Genomic DNA, 15,939 nt, shown 5'->3' on the forward strand with positions numbered 1-15,939 from the left:
CGTCGCCTGCATGGGATCGCCGCGCCGCGTCGAGGAGATTGCCCGGCATGCATATACTCGGCACTGCTTTCCCTCCACCGACTTCCGGAGATCCGCCATGTCCGTACGCCAGAGCCTGCTCGCCATCCTCGACCAGGGTCCCTGCTACGGCTATCAGCTGCGCCATGAGTTCGACCGCCGCACGGGGTCCACCTGGCCGCTGAACGTCGGACAGATCTACAACACCCTGGAGCGCCTCGAGCGCGATGGCCTCGTCCAGCGCGGGGACGCCGACAAGCACGGACACGTGTACTGGCGGATCACCGCGGCCGGTTCGACGGAGGCGGCGCGCTGGCTCGACACACCCGTTCTCCGCGCCCCGGCGACCCGGGAGGAGCTCGCCGTCAAGCTCGCCGTCGCCGCCACGCTGCCGGGTGTGGACGCCACGGAGATTCTCCGCGTGCAACGGGATGCCTCGCAGCGACGCCTGGAAGATCTGCGCCGCACCTCCTCGTCCGGCCTCGCCGCCGGCAGCCCGGAGGACCTCGCGCGTGCACTCGTCCTCGACTCGCTGGTCTCCGCCGCCGAGGCGGAGCTCCGTTGGCTCGCGCAGGCCGAAGCGCGGCTCTCGCGCCACCCGCACCCCGAGATGGCGCTGGAGCTGACGACGGAACGGCCCAAACGGGGTCGCCCCGCGAAGGCGTCGCCCGCGAGCATGGGCGAGGTGGACACGGTACCCGCCTGAGGCCCCGGACGGCGACCCCGGCCGTTCGCCTGGAGCGGATGCTCAGCCCGTGCAGGCGCCGGGGAAACTAGGATCGGCTCATGGCTGGATTTTGGGGCAGACGCAAACGCGAACAGGAAGAACTCGCCGCGCAGGACGCGGATCTCGCCCGCCGCGCCGAGCAGGCGCTCGTCGCCGCGGACGAGCGGATCCGCACCACGTCCGACGAGCTCGTCTTCGCGGAGGCCGAACTCGGCGAGTCGCTGACGGCCGACCTCAAGGCCGCGCTGCTGTCGGTACGGACACACCTGCGGGAGGCCTTCCAGCTCCACCAGCTCAACCACGACGAGATCCCGGACACCGACGAGGAGCTGCGCACCAGGAACGCCCGCATCCTGCAGCTCTGCGAGTGGGCGCAGGATCTCCTCGACGAGAAGACCGCGGTGCTCGCCGAGTCCATCGCGACCGTGCGCCGAGCACCGGAGATCATCGCGCAGGTCAGAGCGGACGCCGAGGCGCTGAGCGCCCGCATCCCGCACACGGATGAGACGGTCTCCCGCCTCTCCGCCCGCTATTCCGATTCCGCGATGCATCAGATCACGGCCAGCGCCGCCGAAGCCGAACAGCTGATCCGGTTCGCGACACACAGCGCCGACATCTCGGAGCGTCGCCGTGCCGCGAAGCAGAACGAAGAGGCCAACCTCGCGCTGGAGACGGCGACCGAGGCGACCCGTCGCGCCGGGGCGCTGCTCGACGCGGTCGAGGACTTCGAGATCGAAGCCCTGCGCGCGGAGTCGACGCTGGCCGAGGTCATCGCCGACTCCCGCAACGATCTCATCGCTGCACGGAGCGCCCCCTCCACACCGGCCGTGGCGGAGGCGGTCGCCCGACTGCAGGCGGCCCTCGCCGCCCTCACACCGTCCGGCCAGCCCAACGACCCGTTCGCGGAGCTGTCCCGCCTCCGCGAGGCCAACGCCGGTCTCGACGACGCCATCGCCACCGCCCGGCACCGCGCCGAGAACCCGCTGCCGAGCATCGCGCAGGTGCAGCACGCCATGGACGACGCCGACCGTCAGCTCGGCGTCGCCCGCGGACTCATCGCCGGGCACCGCGGCTGGATCGGCGCCGACGCGCGCACCCGGCTCGCCGAGGCCGAGCGCCTTCGTGTCGACCTGCCGACCCTCCTTCCCGCCGAGGAGACCCGTGAGGCGGCGCTCGCCCAGGCACGCCGCGTCGCGCACCTCGCCGCGGAAGCCCTCCAGCTCGCGCAGCGCGACATCGACTCGTCCCGGCCGCAGGACCAGGACTGGGGTGGCGGCTGGGGTGGCGGCCCTCGACGCGGTGGCGGCATGGGGGGCGGGGACATCGCGTCCGGCCTCCTCGGCGGCCTCGTGATCGGCAGCCTTCTGGACGGCATCTTCGACTGACCGCCTCGCGGAGCCTGCACACGAGAACGGCCCGGTCCCCGCGGGGACCGGGCCGTTCTCGGTCTGTCAGGAGGCGAGCGCCTCGGCAGGCGGCGCCTGCGTGCTGAGGGCGATGACGCCGTAGTCCCAGCCCTTGCGGCGGTAGACGACGCTCGGGTGGTCGGTGCGGGCATCGACGAACAGGAAGAAGTCGTGCCCGACGAGCTCCATCCGGTCGACGGCCTCCTCCACCGTCATCCACTCGGCCTCGAAGCTCTTGGTGCGGATGACGACAGGAGAGTAGTCCTCTTCCTCCTCGTTCTGCACGGGGATGCTGCCGGTCGCCACGGCGCGCAGCACCTCGGCGGAGGCCGGCTGCACGTCGATGCCCTCCAGTGAGCCGCTGCCCTTCTCGAAGTGCGGACCACGCGGATGCTGCCGCCCGTCGACCCGCTTCTCCTTCGCACGGCGGAGCTGCTCCGTCATCTTGTCGATCGCGAGGTCGAGCGCCACGAACTTGTCGCCGTCGACGGCTTCCGCGCGGACGACGGGGCCCTTGCCGACCAGCGTCAGCTCGACCGTCTCGTCCGGGACGCGGCCGTTGCGGTAGGCCCGGTGGGTGACCTTCACGTCCAGGCGTTGCGCCTTGGCGGCGAGTGTCTGGATCTTGGCGATCTTCTCATCGACGACGGTGCGGAAGCGATCGGTGATGCCCACTCCGACGCCCACGATGCTCGTTTCCATTGCTGCCTCCTTGTCCCGGTCCACCCGGCCAAGGGCGGACCGTGGTCGCCTTGTGACACCCCACCGTAGTCCGACCCGCGGCGGATGTCACGGCCCCATGGCCCTGTGTCTCCGGTGAGTCTCCGATGAACCTCATCCGGATCCGACGGACTTCGGCGTGGCGGCGAGCGCAACAGCCGTGACGACCACGAAGCCGGCGGAGGCGAGAGCCCTGGCGGCCTCGTCGAGCGTCGCTCCCGTCGTCACCACGTCATCGACGACCACGGCGGGCGCACCGTCTCCCTCTCGCCGTGCGTCCATCGCGCCACGGACGTTCTCCGCGCGGCCCGCGGCAGGAAGCTCACGCTGGTCGCGCACGCGTCTGGTGAGGGTGAGGACACGCTGTGGCTCGGCGCCGGCGCGCCGGACGAGGAGATCCGGGACCCGATAGCCCCGCCGTCGGAAAGCGGCACGCGACGTCGGCACCGGGATCACCCAGCCCCCTGGCGGGAGTTCCGGAAGGAGCACGGCGGCCAGCGCCGCGCCGAGCGGCCGCGCGAGGTGAGTCTGTCCCTCGCCCTTCAGCCGGCGGATGCAGGACGCGGCAGGTCCCTCCAGCGCGATCGCCGCACGGACCCGCTGCCCCGCCGGGGTCCGCACGTCGCGCGGCATCGGCACGAGAGCGATCCGGCAGGCATCGCACAGCAACGTACCCGGCCGGTCGCAGCCGGCACAGGTCGCTGCGAGCAACAGCGCTCCCGTCTCGGCAGCGAGCGCGGCGATCCGCGTCGTGATCCCCATGCCGAGATCCTGCCGCAGAGATCGTGCTCCCTGTGTCTCCTCGGCGGGTCGGACCGCCAACGCGAAGAGATCCGGCCTTCGCCCGATCGGTGCAGGAAGGTCACTCGCCGGCGCGCGTGGCGAGGACGGAGACGCTTTCGGTGACCTCCCGCCACGCCGAACCGGCGTGAGCGAACAGCTGACCGGTGGTATCCAGGATGCGCACCCCGGCCGGGGTCCTGGCTCCGGCGACCGATCCGGCATTGATCGGCGCGGTCTCCGCCGACCCCGGTCCACCGACCGGCTGCACCATGAGGCGCGGCGTGGTCGAGTCGGTGAGGACCGCCAGCCGATCCGGCCCGAGCCAGGCGAGTCCCGTCGACGGCTCGGTCAGCTGAAGGAGCTGTCGTACCTCGCCGAGCTCTGTGGGCACCCCGGAGCCGTCCCGGACCACGGAGGCCACGACCACCCAGCGCTGGCCGCCGACGACGACCACCGCCGCGACGCGTGCGCCGTCCGCCGCCACGCGCACATCCGAGACCGACGAGGCGCTCGGCCACGCGCCGGCGACCTTGTGGCCGACGACATCCGCGCCGATGGCCTGCAGGGCCTGAGGTTCGCTCGCGGGGACCGACCATACGTAGCCGTAGGGATCGACGGACGGCCGCACCAGCCCGGGACGGGCGTCCAGCTCGTCGAGAGAGTCCTCGGCGGCCAGGTAGACATGGCCGTCGTTCAACTGCAACGCAGCGGAGCTGTCGTCAGCGGCGACGTCGATGGCCTCGATCGGCTGCGACACGGCCTGGATCTGCGCGCTGATCCCGGGGATCGACGCGATCTCATCTCCGACGATGCGGCCGAAGGCGCCCTCCTTCAGCACGAGGGTGCCCGGTTCGGACGCCGAACCGACGACCTCGACCACCTCGGCGTCGAGCGCCCGGCCATCCACGCTGAAGCGCACCTGGGTGACGTTCACGCCTGCTGCCTTCAGCGTCGCCTGCAGCTGGGTACGCATTCGGGCCAGGGTGGTGCTGTCCAGACTCGCCGCCGGCCGTGTCAGCGCCACCTCGGCCACCTGCGCGGTGATGAGCACCGCGTCCTGGGCCAGCTGCACGTCGGCGGGGAAGGCCGTCTGTACCGCCGGATCGAGCCACTCCGCCGGTATGCCGCTGACGAGGGCCTGGGTCACCGTCGTCGCCGGGCTCTGACGCCGAGGGAACCACCGCATGTCGGGGACCAGCCGGGACCAGGTGGCATCGAACCACTGCAACGAGTAGCCCTCGAAGACGTTCGGGAATCGCGTCTCGTCGATCACGATGCCGTCGGGCGCCTGGGTGATGCGCCACTCGCCGTCCTCGCCTCGAGCGAGCGCGAACGGGACGCTCGAGTCGCCGGGGGCGCCGCTGTAGGCGCCGGACTCGTCCACGCTCGCGACCAATTCGAGCAGCACCTGAACCTCGGCCTCCTCGGCGTCCTCCACCTGATCGTCGGGCAGGTCCGAGGTCAGCGTCCGTGCCTCCGGACCGACGTCGATGGACACGCCGGCGGAGGGCCGCCAGCTCCGCTGCAGCGACGGTGCCAGGAACTCGCGCGCCGTGGCCCAGTTGTCCGAGGTCGTGATGCCCGCCTCGAGGAAGCCCTCCACGATCTCCTCCGGGCCCGCACCCGCGATCGGTCCGGAGGCGACGGGGAGGACGTCGACGTCGTCCGGCGACTCCCCCAGTTCGAGGCCGACCGCGACGTCCCCGCTCGTCGGCAGGCCGGCGCAGGCGGGGAGCAGCAGAGCGACCAGCGCCAGGGCGGCGCCCCGGATCGCCCGGGTCGACGCGCGCGTGCTCATGACTGGTCCTTCCCGTCGAGGAGATCAGAGTACGCCTCGGCGATGGAGATCGGCTGCGTGGCATCCCCGAGCTCCGCGAGGGGCTCCTGCGGCTCCACCGTGATCGGGCTGGGTCCGTCCAGCACCCGATCATGGCGCGGGATGGTGAGGACGAAGTGCGAGCCGACCCCGAGCTCCGACCAGACCGCCAGCGTCCCGCCGTGCAGAGTCGCGTCGCCGAGGGCGATCGACAGCCCGAGCCCCGTGCCTCCGATCGTGCGCTGGCGCGACGGGTCGGCGCGCCAGAAGCGGTCGAACACCCGCTCCGCGTCTCCCGGGTCCATACCGAGCCCGAAGTCGCGGACGCCCGCCGCCACGGCGTGTTGGTTGCTGTCCACCGTGACGACGACCGGACGCCCCTCCCCGTGCTCGATCGCGTTGCCGATCAGATTGCGCAGCACCCTCCGCACGCGCCGGGGGTCCATGTCCACCGGCGAGTAGCCGCCCGGTGCCACGAGGCGGATCTCCGTGCCGTGTCCTTCCGCGAGGGGCCGCATCTGCTCGATGACGTCCTCCGCGAGCTGCGCGAGACTCGTCGCCTCCAGCTCGAGCTGCACCGACCCGGCGTCGTAGCGGCTGATCTCCAGCAGGTCGGCCAGAAGGGTGTCGAACCGCTGCACCTGGGCGTACAGGAGCTCGGCGGTGCGTGCGGTCGTGGGATCGAACTCCTCGCGCTGGTCGTTCAGCATGTCGGCGGCGAGACGGATCGTCGTCAGCGGGGTCCTCAGTTCGTGCGACACATCGGACACGAAGCGCTGCTGGACCATGGACAGCTCGCCGAGCTCCTTGATCTGCGCCTCGATACTGTCGGCCATCGCATTGAAGGACCGCCCCAGCGTCGCCAGCTCGTCTTCGCCGTGAACCTCCAGACGAACCCCGAGATCGCCCGCCGCGAGCCGGGCGCTCGTCTCAGCCGCCTGCACGATCGGTGTGGACACGGTCCGCAGTACGATCCAGGAGATGGCCGCGACGATGGCCACCAGCCCGATCCCGGCGATCCAGAGCGTGCGCTGCACGAACACGAGGGTCTGATCGGCGTCGGCGAGATCGTAGGCGAAGTAGACCTCGAAGGAGCCGGCCTGCGGCACCTGGAGCTGCTGCCCCACGACGATGCCGGGCACGACGCCGCCGTCCTCCGTGGGGAGGGCGACGGACTGCCACGCCTGCCGGTCGTCGAACTCGCGAACCCTGGCCTGCAGCTCCGGGCTCAGCAGGTCCGGCGTGAGCCCGGCCGTGAACCCGTTGAGCCGGACTGCACCTGAACCGTCCTGGATCTTGAATCCGGCGAGCAGGTCGGCGCTGGACGCGCGCGAGAGGGTGTCGGGGATGCCGTTCCAGAGATCCGTCAGGGCCGCCGGGTCGTCCCCTACCTCCGCGACGTCCAGGAGGGACTGGGCCTGGTCCACCGCACGCCGCGCGTCCTCCAGGGCGACGTTCTTCCGCGAGACGAAGAGATCGTTCTGGATGACGAGCGCCATCGTGACGCAGGTGATGAAGATCGCCAGCGAGGTGGCGACCAGGGTGATCGCGAGAGTGCGGAACCGGAGCGAGCGCCGCCACAGCGCCGCCAGCACATCGGGCCAGCCGCGCCAGTCGCGAAGAACCGCGACGGCCGTGGTCGCAGTCGTCGCGGCCATCGGAGTCCTAGGTGACACTGCCGGCGCGGTAGCCGACGCCGCGGACCGTCATCACGATCTTGGGGTTGTCCGGATCGAGCTCCACCTTCGCCCGCAGCCGCTGCACGTGGACGTTCACGAGACGGGTGTCCGCCTTGTAGTGGTAGCCCCAGACCTGCTCGAGCAGCATCTCTCGGGAGAACACCTGCTGAGGCTTGGAGGCGAGCGCCACGAGGAGCTGGAACTCGAGCGGCGTGAGGGCGATCGGCGTCGACCCGCGGCGCACCTCGTGCGCGTCCACGTCGACCGTGAGGTCGCCGATCCGCAACTGCTCGCTGGAGGCCTGTGGCGTCGGACGCAGCCGGGTGCGAATGCGCGCCACGAGTTCCTTGGGATTGAAGGGCTTGACCATGTAGTCGTCCGCGCCGACCTCCAGGCCGCGGACGACGTCCGCCGTGTCGCTGCGGGCCGTGAGCATGATGATCGGCACTCCCGACTCGGCGCGGATGCGCGTGCAGATCTCGATGCCGTCCATCCCGGGGAGCATCAGGTCGAGGAGCACCAGGTCGGGACGCTGAGCGCGCCACTCGTCGACGGCGCGCGCGCCGTCCGCGCAGAACACCGGCTCGAACCCCTCCGTGCGCAGCACGATGCCGATCATCTCGGCGAGCGCGGTGTCGTCGTCGACCACAAGGATGCGTGAGGTCATAACTGTTACCTTATGGCACCCAGTCCCGCCCTCCGCAGGTCTGCGCCTCAGCGCGAGGATATGACACGATGGGAGGCACGACGGAGGGAGGCCCGTGAGCGGCCAGACGTGGACCCCAGCTCCCCGGAAGGGCATCATCCCCCTTCATCCGCTGACGTTCGGCATGCTGCTGGGCAAGGCCTTCGCTGCGCTGCGGCACAACCCCAAGGTCCTGTTCGGGTTCGCCGTCGTCATCCAGCTCATCGTCGTCATCGCCACCGCCGGGGTGATGGGCGTCGTCCTCTTCACGACGTTCTCCCGGCTGGAGACGGTCTCCCCCTCCTCCCCCGACTTCGAGGCGGTGTTCGCCGGCACGATCGCCATCAACCTCCTCGCCGGCCTCGTCGTCGGGCTGGCCTCGATCGCGTTCACCGCGATCATGCAGGGCGTGGTGGCCGCCGAGGTCGGCTATGCGACCGTCGGCGTCAAGGCCTCGCTCCGGATGCTGTGGCGCCGGATGGCCCCGGCCTTCTGGCGGCTCGCGGGTTTCGCGTCCCTCTCGGTGCTGGCGCTCTTCGGCGGCCTGGCGATCGTCGCCGGCGTCATCGCCGCCCTCATCGCCGGTGGTCTCGGCGGCACACCCGAGATGATCGGGATCGTCGTGCTCGTGGTGGTGCTCCTCGCCCTCGCCGCGATCCCGCTCACCGTCTGGCTGTCGACCAAGCTGCTGCTCGTGCCCTCGATCCTCGTGCTGGAGCGCGCGCGGTTCCGTGAGGCCTTCGTGCGGTCCTGGCGCCTGACCCGCGGCCGCTTCTGGGTCGCTTTCGGCGTCACCTTCCTGATCAGCCTGATCATGGGTCTGGCGATGCAGGTGGTCAGCTTCCCGACCGCGATGCTCTCCTCGTTCCTCGGCACCGTGATCGCGCCGACCGGCGCGAGCGAGCCGAGCGCGGTCGTGGGGTACGTCTTCGCCCTCCTCGCCCCCCAGGTGCTCCTGTTGATCCTCCAGGCGATCGCCATCGTCGTGCAGAGCACCGGCGGCGTGCTCGTCTACCTCGACTGCCGGATGCGCTACGAGGGTCTCGACCAGGCGCTCCTCTCCCATGTCGAGCGCCGTGACCTCGGCATGCCGGAGGACCAGCTCGGCGACCCCTTCGCTGTCGACCCCGCCCGCGCGGTCAGCAGCGCTCCCCCGCCCCGCCAGGTCCCGGAGCACGTCATGATGAGTCAGGGCTACGGCTATCCGACATACGGCCCGCCGCCGGTCGGCGCACCGGCGGCGCTCCCCGGAGTTCCGGTGGCTCCTCCGGCACCCGCCGCATTCGCTCCGCCGCCGCCGCCGGCTCCTTCCGCGCCGGTCGCCCCCGAGGACGCGGCCGGATGGACGGCACCGGGCAGCGGCCCGCAGCCATGACGTGGCGGTTCGACGAGGTCTTCGTCCCGGACGGAGACGAAGCGCGACGATGGGCGGAGGAGGAACTGTCCAACCCGCGCTACGCCGACGCGAAACCCACGTGGTTCGATCTGTTCGCCCGGGACGTGATGCGCTTCCTCGCCGATCTCTTCAGCGCGGACAACGGCGCGAACGTCGGTCCCACCGCGCTCATCATCGTCACTGTGCTGATCGCCGCGGCGCTCGTCACCGCGCTCATCCTGTGGGGGCGTCCTCGTCGCTCGCGGGCGGTGCGCCGAGCCCCCGGCACCCTGCTCGGGGCCGAGGACGACCGGAGCGCGGCCCGACTCCGGGCGGAGGCGGAGCGCAGCGCTCGGCAGTCGGACTGGGATACCGCGGTCGTGCTGCGCTACCGTGCCATCGCGCGCAGCCTCCTGGAGCGCGACCTCATCGACCCGGCGCCCGGGGCGACCGCCCAATCCATCGCCCGCTCCGCCGGCGCGGTGTTCGGCGAGGAAGCGGAGGCGCTGCGCCGCGCCGCCGCATCCTTCGACGACGTGCGCTACCTGCGGCACCCCGCGACCGCGGAGGACTATCGTCACCTCGCTGCAACGGACGACCGCCTCCGCGCGCGGCGCCCCGAGGGGGTGCCGGCATGACGACGATCGCTCCGACCGACCTCCCCGTCGACACCGCCGAGCCTCCGCGGCGTCGCACCGCACCCCTCCTGGGCTGGCTCCTCGTCGCGGCGCTCGTGATCGCGGTGGCCCTCGCCGCGTCGCAGCTCGCAGCGAGTGGCCCCGCGGCCAGAGGAACCCTCGATCCGGAGAGCCGATCCGGCACCGGCGCCCTCGCCCTGGCCGAGCTCCTCCGGGATCAGGGGGTGGACGTCGAGGTCGTCCGCTCGCGCGCCGCGGCCGCCGCGGCCCTCGACGAGGACAGCACCCTCGCGCTGACCAACCCCTACACGCTCACCGACGAGGCACTGGCCGACCTCCTCGCCCCCGCCGACCGCGTCGTCTTCCTCTCCACCGGCACGCACCTGCTCGCGGAACTCGCGATCGGGGAGAACGCACAGGGGCCGGCGATCTCGAGGGCCGCCGATTGCCCCGTCCCCGCGTTCGCGGAGGTGGGCGAGATCCGACCGGATCGGCTCTTCTCCCCGGCCCCCGGCGTCACCGCATGCTTCGGCGACGGCGAGGCGGGCGCGGTGCTGGTGGACGAGCGGCACGGGCACCGCACGGTCGTCGAAGGTGTGAAGCTCTTCAGCAACGCGGCCCTCGCCGAAGACGGCAACGCTGCCCTCGGCCTCGCGCTCCTCGGCCAGACCGGACGGGTCGTCTGGTACGTGCCGTCCTTCGAGGACACGGACATCGAGGGCACGGCCCCCGACACCCTCGGCAGCCTCACCCCCGGCTGGGTCACCCCGGCGATCCTGCTCCTGCTCACCGCCGGGGTCGCCGTCGCCGTCGCCCGCGGCCGGCGTTTCGGGCCTCTCGTGGCTGAGACGCTGCCCGTCACCGTCCGCGCCTCGGAGACCATGCACGGGCGCGCCCGGCTGACCGCCAAGGCCGCCGACGCCCCGCACGCGGCGGAGGCGCTGCGTGACGGCACGCGGCGACGACTGGCCAGGCGCCTCGGGCTCGCCGTACACGCGGACACGGACGAGGTGGCCGACGCCGCCGCGGACCGGCTCCGGATCCCCCGCGGCACGCTGCAGGAGCTGCTGGCGGGGCCGCCGCCTGTGGACGATGCGGCCCTCGTCGCCCTCGCCCGGCGCCTCGACGAGCTCGAGACCGCCGTGGAGGCCACTGCGCAGACCCCGCGGAGCGACGCATGAGCAGCCGTCCGCTCCGCATCCCTTTCCCGACCGAAGCCGAGGAGACCCCGTGACCGACGAGAACAGTCCCGCCGACGACGCCGCACTGCGGCAGGCCATGCACCGCGTGCGCACCGAGGTCGACAAAGCGGTGGTCGGCCAAGCCGGCACCGTCACCGGCTTGCTCGTGTCTCTCCTCGCGCGGGGTCATGTGCTGCTGGAGGGCGTACCCGGTGTGGCGAAGACGCTCGTCGTGCGCTCGTTCGCCCGAGCGCTCGGTCTCGACACGAAGCGTGTCCAGTTCACCCCTGACCTCATGCCGGGCGATGTGACGGGTTCCCTCGTCTACGACGCCCGCACCGGGGAGTTCGACTTCCGCGCGGGTCCGGTGTTCACCCACATCCTGCTCGCCGACGAGATCAACCGCACGCCGCCGAAGACCCAGGCGGCTCTGCTGGAGGCGATGGAGGAGCGCCAGGTCTCCGCGGACGGTGTCAGCCGGGCCCTGCCCGATCCGTTCCTCGTCGCCGCCACCCAGAACCCCATCGAGCACGAGGGGACGTACTCCCTGCCGGAGGCGCAGCTCGACCGCTTCCTGATGAAGCTCGTCGTCGGCATGCCGGAGCGCGACGCGGAGGTGTCCGTGCTCCGGCGCCACGCCCAGGGATTCTCGCCGCAGGAGCTGACCGGCGTCGAGGCCGTGATCGGCGTCGATGAGATCCGCGCCGCCCAGCAGGCGGCCGCACGGGTCGACGTGACCGACGACGTCCTCGGCTACGTGGTCGATCTCGCCCGCGCGACCAGGCAGTCCCCCTCCGTGGAGCTGGGGGCCAGCCCCCGTGCCTCGACCGGGTTGCTCGCCGCCGCCAAGGCGTGGGCGTGGCTCAACGGCTCCTCCGCGGTGACGCCCGACCACGTGCAGACGATGCTCGTCCCGGTCTGGCGACACCGCCTTCAGCTCCGCCCGGATGCGCAGATGGAAGGGGTGTCAGCGGACGCCGTGCTGACATCGGTGGTGCAGCAGACCAGGGTGCCGATCTAGGTGTTCGTCACCGGCCGTCTCGCCGTCGCCCTCGCCGTCGGCATCGTGCCGCTGGTCCTCGCGGGCCTGGCGGGGTACCCGCCGTACGCCGTGCTGGGTGCGTGGATCGGGCTGTGCCTGCTCCTCGTGGCCGGCGACGTCCTGCTCGCCGGAGACCCGCGCGCGGCGACCGTCACCCGTCGCGTCCCCTCGCGCGCGCGGCTCGGCGAGCAGGTACCCGTCAGCGTGGCCGTGCAGAACCGCGGGGCGCGGATCCTCGACGTGCTGCTCCGCGACGCCTGGCAGCCCACCGCGGGAGCGCCGGAGGCGCGGCAGCATCTTCGCATCCCGCCGGGTGAACGACGGCGGGTGGACATCCCCCTCCGCCCGCGACGGCGGGGCGAGCTGGTCAGCGAGTTCGTCATGCTCCGCTCCGTCGGCCCGCTGGGCATCGCCGGCCGGCAGGCGCGTCACCCCGTCCGCGGCGCGGTCCGGGTGCTGCCGGCCTTCTCCTCGCGCAAGCATCTGCCCTCTCGACTGGCCCGGCTGCGGGAACTCGACGGGAACACGAGCATCCAGGTGCGCGGCCAGGGGACGGAGTTCGATTCCCTCCGCGAGTACGTCCGCGGAGACGACGTCCGCTCGATCGACTGGCGGGCGACCGCGCGGGCAGGGACGACGATGCTCCGCACCTGGCGTCCGGAGCGGGATCGGCACGTCGTGATCATCGTGGACACCGGACGGACCGCCGCCGCCCGCGTGGGCGACGGCACAAGGCTGGACGCCGCACTGGAGGCGGTGCTCCTGCTCTCCGCCCTCGCGTCCCGCGCCGGCGATCACGTGCATCTGCTCATGCACGACCGGGTCACCAGGACGCGGGTGACAGGTGTGGACGGTGCCGGGCTCCTTCCCGCCCTGACCGACGCGATGGCACCGGTGCACGCCCGTCTCGTCGACACCGACTGGCATGCGGCGTTCGCGGCGGTGCGCACGCTGACGACGCGCCCGTCACTCCTGGTCGTCCTCACGGCGCAGGATGCCGCGGAGTCGGCGCGGAGCTTCCTCGGAGCTTTCCCCGACGCCTCGCGCGCTTTGACCGTGCTCGTCGGCTCGGTGACGGACGACGGCATCGCCGCCCTCACCCGGGCCCGGGGGTCCCGGGAGGACATCTACCTCGCCGCCGCCGCGGAGCGCACGCTCCGCGACGCCGAGAACGTCGCCGATGCGATCCGCCGAGCAGGCGGCGAAGCCATCGCCGCCGACCCCGACGACCTGCCGCCGCGGATCGCCGACCGCTACCTCGAGCTCAAGGCCGCGGGGCGGCTCTGAGCGTCGTCCCGCGGATCGGTCACCCGGCGACCAGCCGCGGCGTGCCGGACTCGTACTCGACGAGATCACCGGTCTCGCCACGCCGGTACGCCCGGCGCCCCACGCCGAGCATGTAGACGAGGAAGACCGCCAGCGCTGCGCCGCCGATGCCGATCTTGACCGGCCAGGGCAGCGCCCACCCGGTCACGAATCCCTCGACGAGACCGGACAGCAACAGCGCGAAAACGAGTCCCAGGGCCACGGTGGCCAGTGCCCTGCCCTCCGCGGCGAGTGCCTCGCCGCGGCCGCGTCGACCCGGAGCGACCCAGGCCCAGAACATGTGCAGGCCGGCCGCCGCGGCCACGAAGATGCACGTCATCTCCAGCATGCCGTGCGGCAGGATGTAGAGGACCATCAGGTCCGCCTTGTCGTGGATCGTCATGATCGCGCCGGAGGTACCGAGACCCATGGCGTTCTGCACGAGCATGTAGATGGGCCAGATGCCGGTCACCCCGAAGAGCACGCACTGCATCGCGATCCAGGCGTTGTTGGTCCACACCATGCCCATGAAGACCGCAGCCGGGTTCTCGGTGTAGTAGCCGGTGAAGCTCTCGTCAGCGTACTGGTCCAGTGCATCGGGCGGACCGAGTGTGGCGACGAGCGCGGGATCGCCGGCGATCCACGCCGCGGTGCCGACGGCGACCGCCACGAAGGCGAGCGCGATGACGAGGGTCGTCCAGCGCAGCCGGTACAGAGCCGCAGGAAGCTGGAGTCGGAAGAACCGCGACGTCTGGGTGAGGATGCTGTCCGAAGCCCCGGTGAGGCGGAGCCGAGCGCGCACGAGGATCGTGGAGAGGTAGGCACCCTGCGGCGACTCCCCGACCGACGTCTTCAGCTCCGCGAGGTCGGCCGAGGCGGCACGGTAGCGCACGATGAGCTCGTCGACGCCGGCGCCGTCCAGACGGGCCCGGCTGAGGGCGTCCAGCCGCTCCCACTCGGACCGGCGCGCATCGGTGAGGGCATCGGCATCCACCTGATTTACTGTACTCATGTCCGCGCAGATCGACGTGTCCGACGAGGTCCTCTCCGGCGAGGCGGTCGCGATCGACGTCCAACCCGTGGGGTTCCTCCTCCGGGCGGCCGGTGCCATCATCGACATGCTGCTCGGCTACGCCGTCTTCGTGGGCTCGATCCTGCTCCGCGTCTGGTTGCTCGACATCGGTGTGCTGGACGAGGCCACCGACCGCATCGCGCTCGTGGCCTCGCTCGTCATCAGCTTCGTCGTGCTGCCGATCACGATGGAGGTCGCGCTCAAGGGGCGCAGCCTCGGGAAGCTTGCGGTCGGCGGGAGGATCGTGCGGATGGACGGCGGGGCGGCCGGGTTCCGGCACGCCTTCATCCGCGCTCTGCTCGGCGTCCTCGAGATCTACCTGACCTTCGGGGGCCTCGCGGTCCTCGTCGGCGCGTTCACGGCTCGGTCCCAGCGTCTGGGCGATCTCGTCGCCGGCACCTACAGTCAGCGGGTTCGCACGCCGCAGCTCACGACTCTCGCGCCGTCCCTCCCGCCCGGACTCACCGGCTGGGCGCAGGTTGCGGATGTGGCCCGTCTCCCTGACCGGCTCGCGCGCCGCATCTCGCAGTTCCTCGCGAGCGCTCCGCGCATGCTTCCCGCAGCCAGGGAGCGCGTGGCCCGCGACCTGCTCGCCGAGGCGACGCCCTACGTCGCCCCCGTACCGGCGGCGCCGCCGGAACTCGCGCTCGTCGGCATCACGGTCGTGCGACGCACACGGGAGCGGAGAGCGCTCGAGAACGCGGACCGCCGAGCGGAGCGGCTGACAGGGCGTCGACTCGGCGCCTGAGGACGCCCGCCGATCCGGTCAGGCGCGAAGCGCCTCGTGGCGCACCACCAGCCAGCCGGACGGGACCGAGAGCCGGTCGGCGTGCGGCGCACAGAGGTCGTGCGCCTGCGGGTCGTTCGCCGCGCCGAGCGGTCCGAGGGCGGCCATCTGGTCGCCGTAGTCATAGGTGAGGGTGGCCACGGCCTCGCGCGCGCAGCCGACCTTCGAGCACAGTCGTCCGTCCATCTCCGTCAGCGTACGACTCCGGGGACGCAGAGCGCCGATGCCGCGCCGGGAGGGCGCACAGCGCCTAGACTTTCGGCATGCCCCGTCGCCGTGCCGCTTCCGTCTCCGCCGCCCGCCGCGGTGCTCGACACGGCCGACACGGACGCCTCGGCCGCAGCGAGGTCGTCAAGCCCCCGCTCGCGCCCCTGGACGGACGCATCGACCGGTTCGACCTCACCGTCGGCACCGCGGTCGAGTTCCTCCGCGGCACGTGGCCGGAACTGCAGGACGTCCGGTTCGAGATCGGCGCGATCCCGATCTCGGCCGCCGACGGCGAGGTGCCGCGGTGGTACCTGGACCGCGAACGCCGGAGGATCGTGCTCTTCCGCATCCCGATCGAGCGCCTGCTCCCCCCGGGACACGACGATGCCGCCCATCGCCGGATGGCGATCGAGAGCGCCGTCTTCCGCGCGGCGGCCGAATACGTCGGCCGCGAACCGTGGGACCTGGGCCGCGACCACTGACAGGAGCCCCCCGCGG

The 15,939-nt window shown here is 71.8% G+C and carries 16 protein-coding genes; 9 read left to right on the forward strand and 7 right to left on the reverse strand.

Features of this window, described 5'->3' with window-relative positions; translation table 11 throughout:
• The first annotated feature begins 97 nt into the window (after positions 1–97).
• Together CYL12_RS06180 and CYL12_RS06185 are read left to right on the forward strand one after the other, a co-directional pair.
• Positions 98–724 carry a PadR family transcriptional regulator gene (locus CYL12_RS06180; RefSeq protein ID WP_101846470.1) on the forward strand — a complete coding sequence of 209 codons (627 nt, stop codon included), beginning with the start codon at positions 98–100 and terminating at the stop codon, positions 722–724.
• 80 nt (positions 725–804) lie between these two features.
• Complete coding sequence (locus CYL12_RS06185) at positions 805–2,130, forward strand: coiled-coil domain-containing protein (RefSeq protein ID WP_101846473.1); 1,326 nt, start codon at positions 805–807, stop codon at positions 2,128–2,130.
• Positions 2,131–2,196: 66 nt separating this feature from the next.
• On the opposite strand, the gene raiA is transcribed toward CYL12_RS06185, so the two are convergent.
• From raiA to mtrA, 5 genes are all read right to left on the reverse strand, one after another.
• The gene (gene raiA, locus CYL12_RS06190) at positions 2,197–2,853 is read right to left on the reverse strand and encodes a ribosome hibernation-promoting factor, HPF/YfiA family (protein WP_101846475.1); all 657 of its coding nucleotides are present in this window, start codon (positions 2,851–2,853) and stop codon (positions 2,197–2,199) included.
• Positions 2,854–2,985: 132 nt separating this feature from the next.
• Positions 2,986–3,633, reverse strand: coding sequence for a ComF family protein (locus CYL12_RS06195; RefSeq protein ID WP_101846477.1), 648 nt, complete (start codon positions 3,631–3,633; stop codon positions 2,986–2,988).
• Positions 3,634–3,733: 100 nt separating this feature from the next.
• The gene (locus CYL12_RS06200; RefSeq protein WP_233486847.1) at positions 3,734–5,452 is read right to left on the reverse strand and encodes an LpqB family beta-propeller domain-containing protein; all 1,719 of its coding nucleotides are present in this window, start codon (positions 5,450–5,452) and stop codon (positions 3,734–3,736) included.
• Positions 5,449–7,128, reverse strand: a complete 1,680-nt coding sequence (gene mtrB, locus CYL12_RS06205) for an MtrAB system histidine kinase MtrB (RefSeq protein WP_101846479.1) — start codon at positions 7,126–7,128, stop codon at positions 5,449–5,451. The genes CYL12_RS06200 and mtrB overlap by 4 nt, the downstream gene beginning before the upstream one ends.
• Positions 7,129–7,135: 7 nt before the next feature.
• Positions 7,136–7,816 carry an MtrAB system response regulator MtrA gene (mtrA, locus tag CYL12_RS06210; protein WP_101846481.1) on the reverse strand — a complete coding sequence of 227 codons (681 nt, stop codon included), beginning with the start codon at positions 7,814–7,816 and terminating at the stop codon, positions 7,136–7,138.
• A gap of 94 nt (positions 7,817–7,910) precedes the next feature.
• Between mtrA and CYL12_RS06215 the strand changes: the two genes are divergently transcribed.
• The 5 genes from CYL12_RS06215 to CYL12_RS06235 all read left to right on the forward strand — a co-directional run bounded on the left by CYL12_RS06215 (position 7,911) and on the right by CYL12_RS06235 (position 13,357).
• Complete coding sequence (locus CYL12_RS06215; RefSeq protein WP_233486848.1) at positions 7,911–9,209, forward strand: glycerophosphoryl diester phosphodiesterase membrane domain-containing protein; 1,299 nt, start codon at positions 7,911–7,913, stop codon at positions 9,207–9,209.
• Complete coding sequence (locus CYL12_RS06220) at positions 9,176–9,847, forward strand: DUF4129 domain-containing protein (protein WP_233486849.1); 672 nt, start codon at positions 9,176–9,178, stop codon at positions 9,845–9,847. The genes CYL12_RS06215 and CYL12_RS06220 overlap by 34 nt, the downstream gene beginning before the upstream one ends.
• On the forward strand, positions 9,844–11,028 hold the full coding sequence (locus tag CYL12_RS06225; protein WP_101846483.1) for a DUF4350 domain-containing protein: 1,185 nt from the start codon (positions 9,844–9,846) through the stop codon (positions 11,026–11,028). Before CYL12_RS06220 ends, CYL12_RS06225 begins: the two co-directional genes overlap by 4 nt.
• Positions 11,029–11,125: 97 nt before the next feature.
• Positions 11,126–12,049, forward strand: a complete 924-nt coding sequence (locus tag CYL12_RS06230) for an AAA family ATPase (protein ID WP_233486883.1) — start codon at positions 11,126–11,128, stop codon at positions 12,047–12,049.
• Positions 12,050–13,357 carry a DUF58 domain-containing protein gene (locus CYL12_RS06235; protein ID WP_101846487.1) on the forward strand — a complete coding sequence of 436 codons (1,308 nt, stop codon included), beginning with the start codon at positions 12,050–12,052 and terminating at the stop codon, positions 13,355–13,357.
• A gap of 19 nt (positions 13,358–13,376) precedes the next feature.
• Here the strand turns inward: CYL12_RS06235 and CYL12_RS06240 are convergent, their stop codons facing one another.
• Positions 13,377–14,369, reverse strand: a complete 993-nt coding sequence (locus tag CYL12_RS06240; protein WP_101846489.1) for a stage II sporulation protein M — start codon at positions 14,367–14,369, stop codon at positions 13,377–13,379.
• Positions 14,370–14,385: 16 nt separating this feature from the next.
• Here CYL12_RS06240 and CYL12_RS06245 point away from each other — a divergent pair, with 16 nt between their 5' ends.
• A complete protein-coding gene (locus CYL12_RS06245; protein ID WP_101846491.1) occupies positions 14,386–15,195 on the forward strand; it encodes an RDD family protein in 810 nt (269 codons plus the stop codon).
• An 18-nt stretch (positions 15,196–15,213) separates the two neighbouring features.
• Here CYL12_RS06245 and CYL12_RS06250 read toward each other — a convergent pair whose 3' ends face one another.
• Positions 15,214–15,420 carry a DUF3499 family protein gene (locus CYL12_RS06250; protein ID WP_101846493.1) on the reverse strand — a complete coding sequence of 69 codons (207 nt, stop codon included), beginning with the start codon at positions 15,418–15,420 and terminating at the stop codon, positions 15,214–15,216.
• Positions 15,421–15,497: 77 nt separating this feature from the next.
• On the opposite strand from CYL12_RS06250, the gene CYL12_RS06255 reads away from it, so the two are divergent.
• Positions 15,498–15,923 (forward strand): hypothetical protein, encoded by a 426-nt coding sequence (locus tag CYL12_RS06255; protein WP_233486850.1) that lies wholly within the window; start codon positions 15,498–15,500, stop codon positions 15,921–15,923.
• Positions 15,924–15,939: the final 16 nt, after the last annotated feature.

Source organism: Zhihengliuella sp. ISTPL4 (genome assembly GCF_002848265.1).
Classification (GTDB): Bacteria; Actinomycetota; Actinomycetes; order Actinomycetales; family Microbacteriaceae; genus Microbacterium.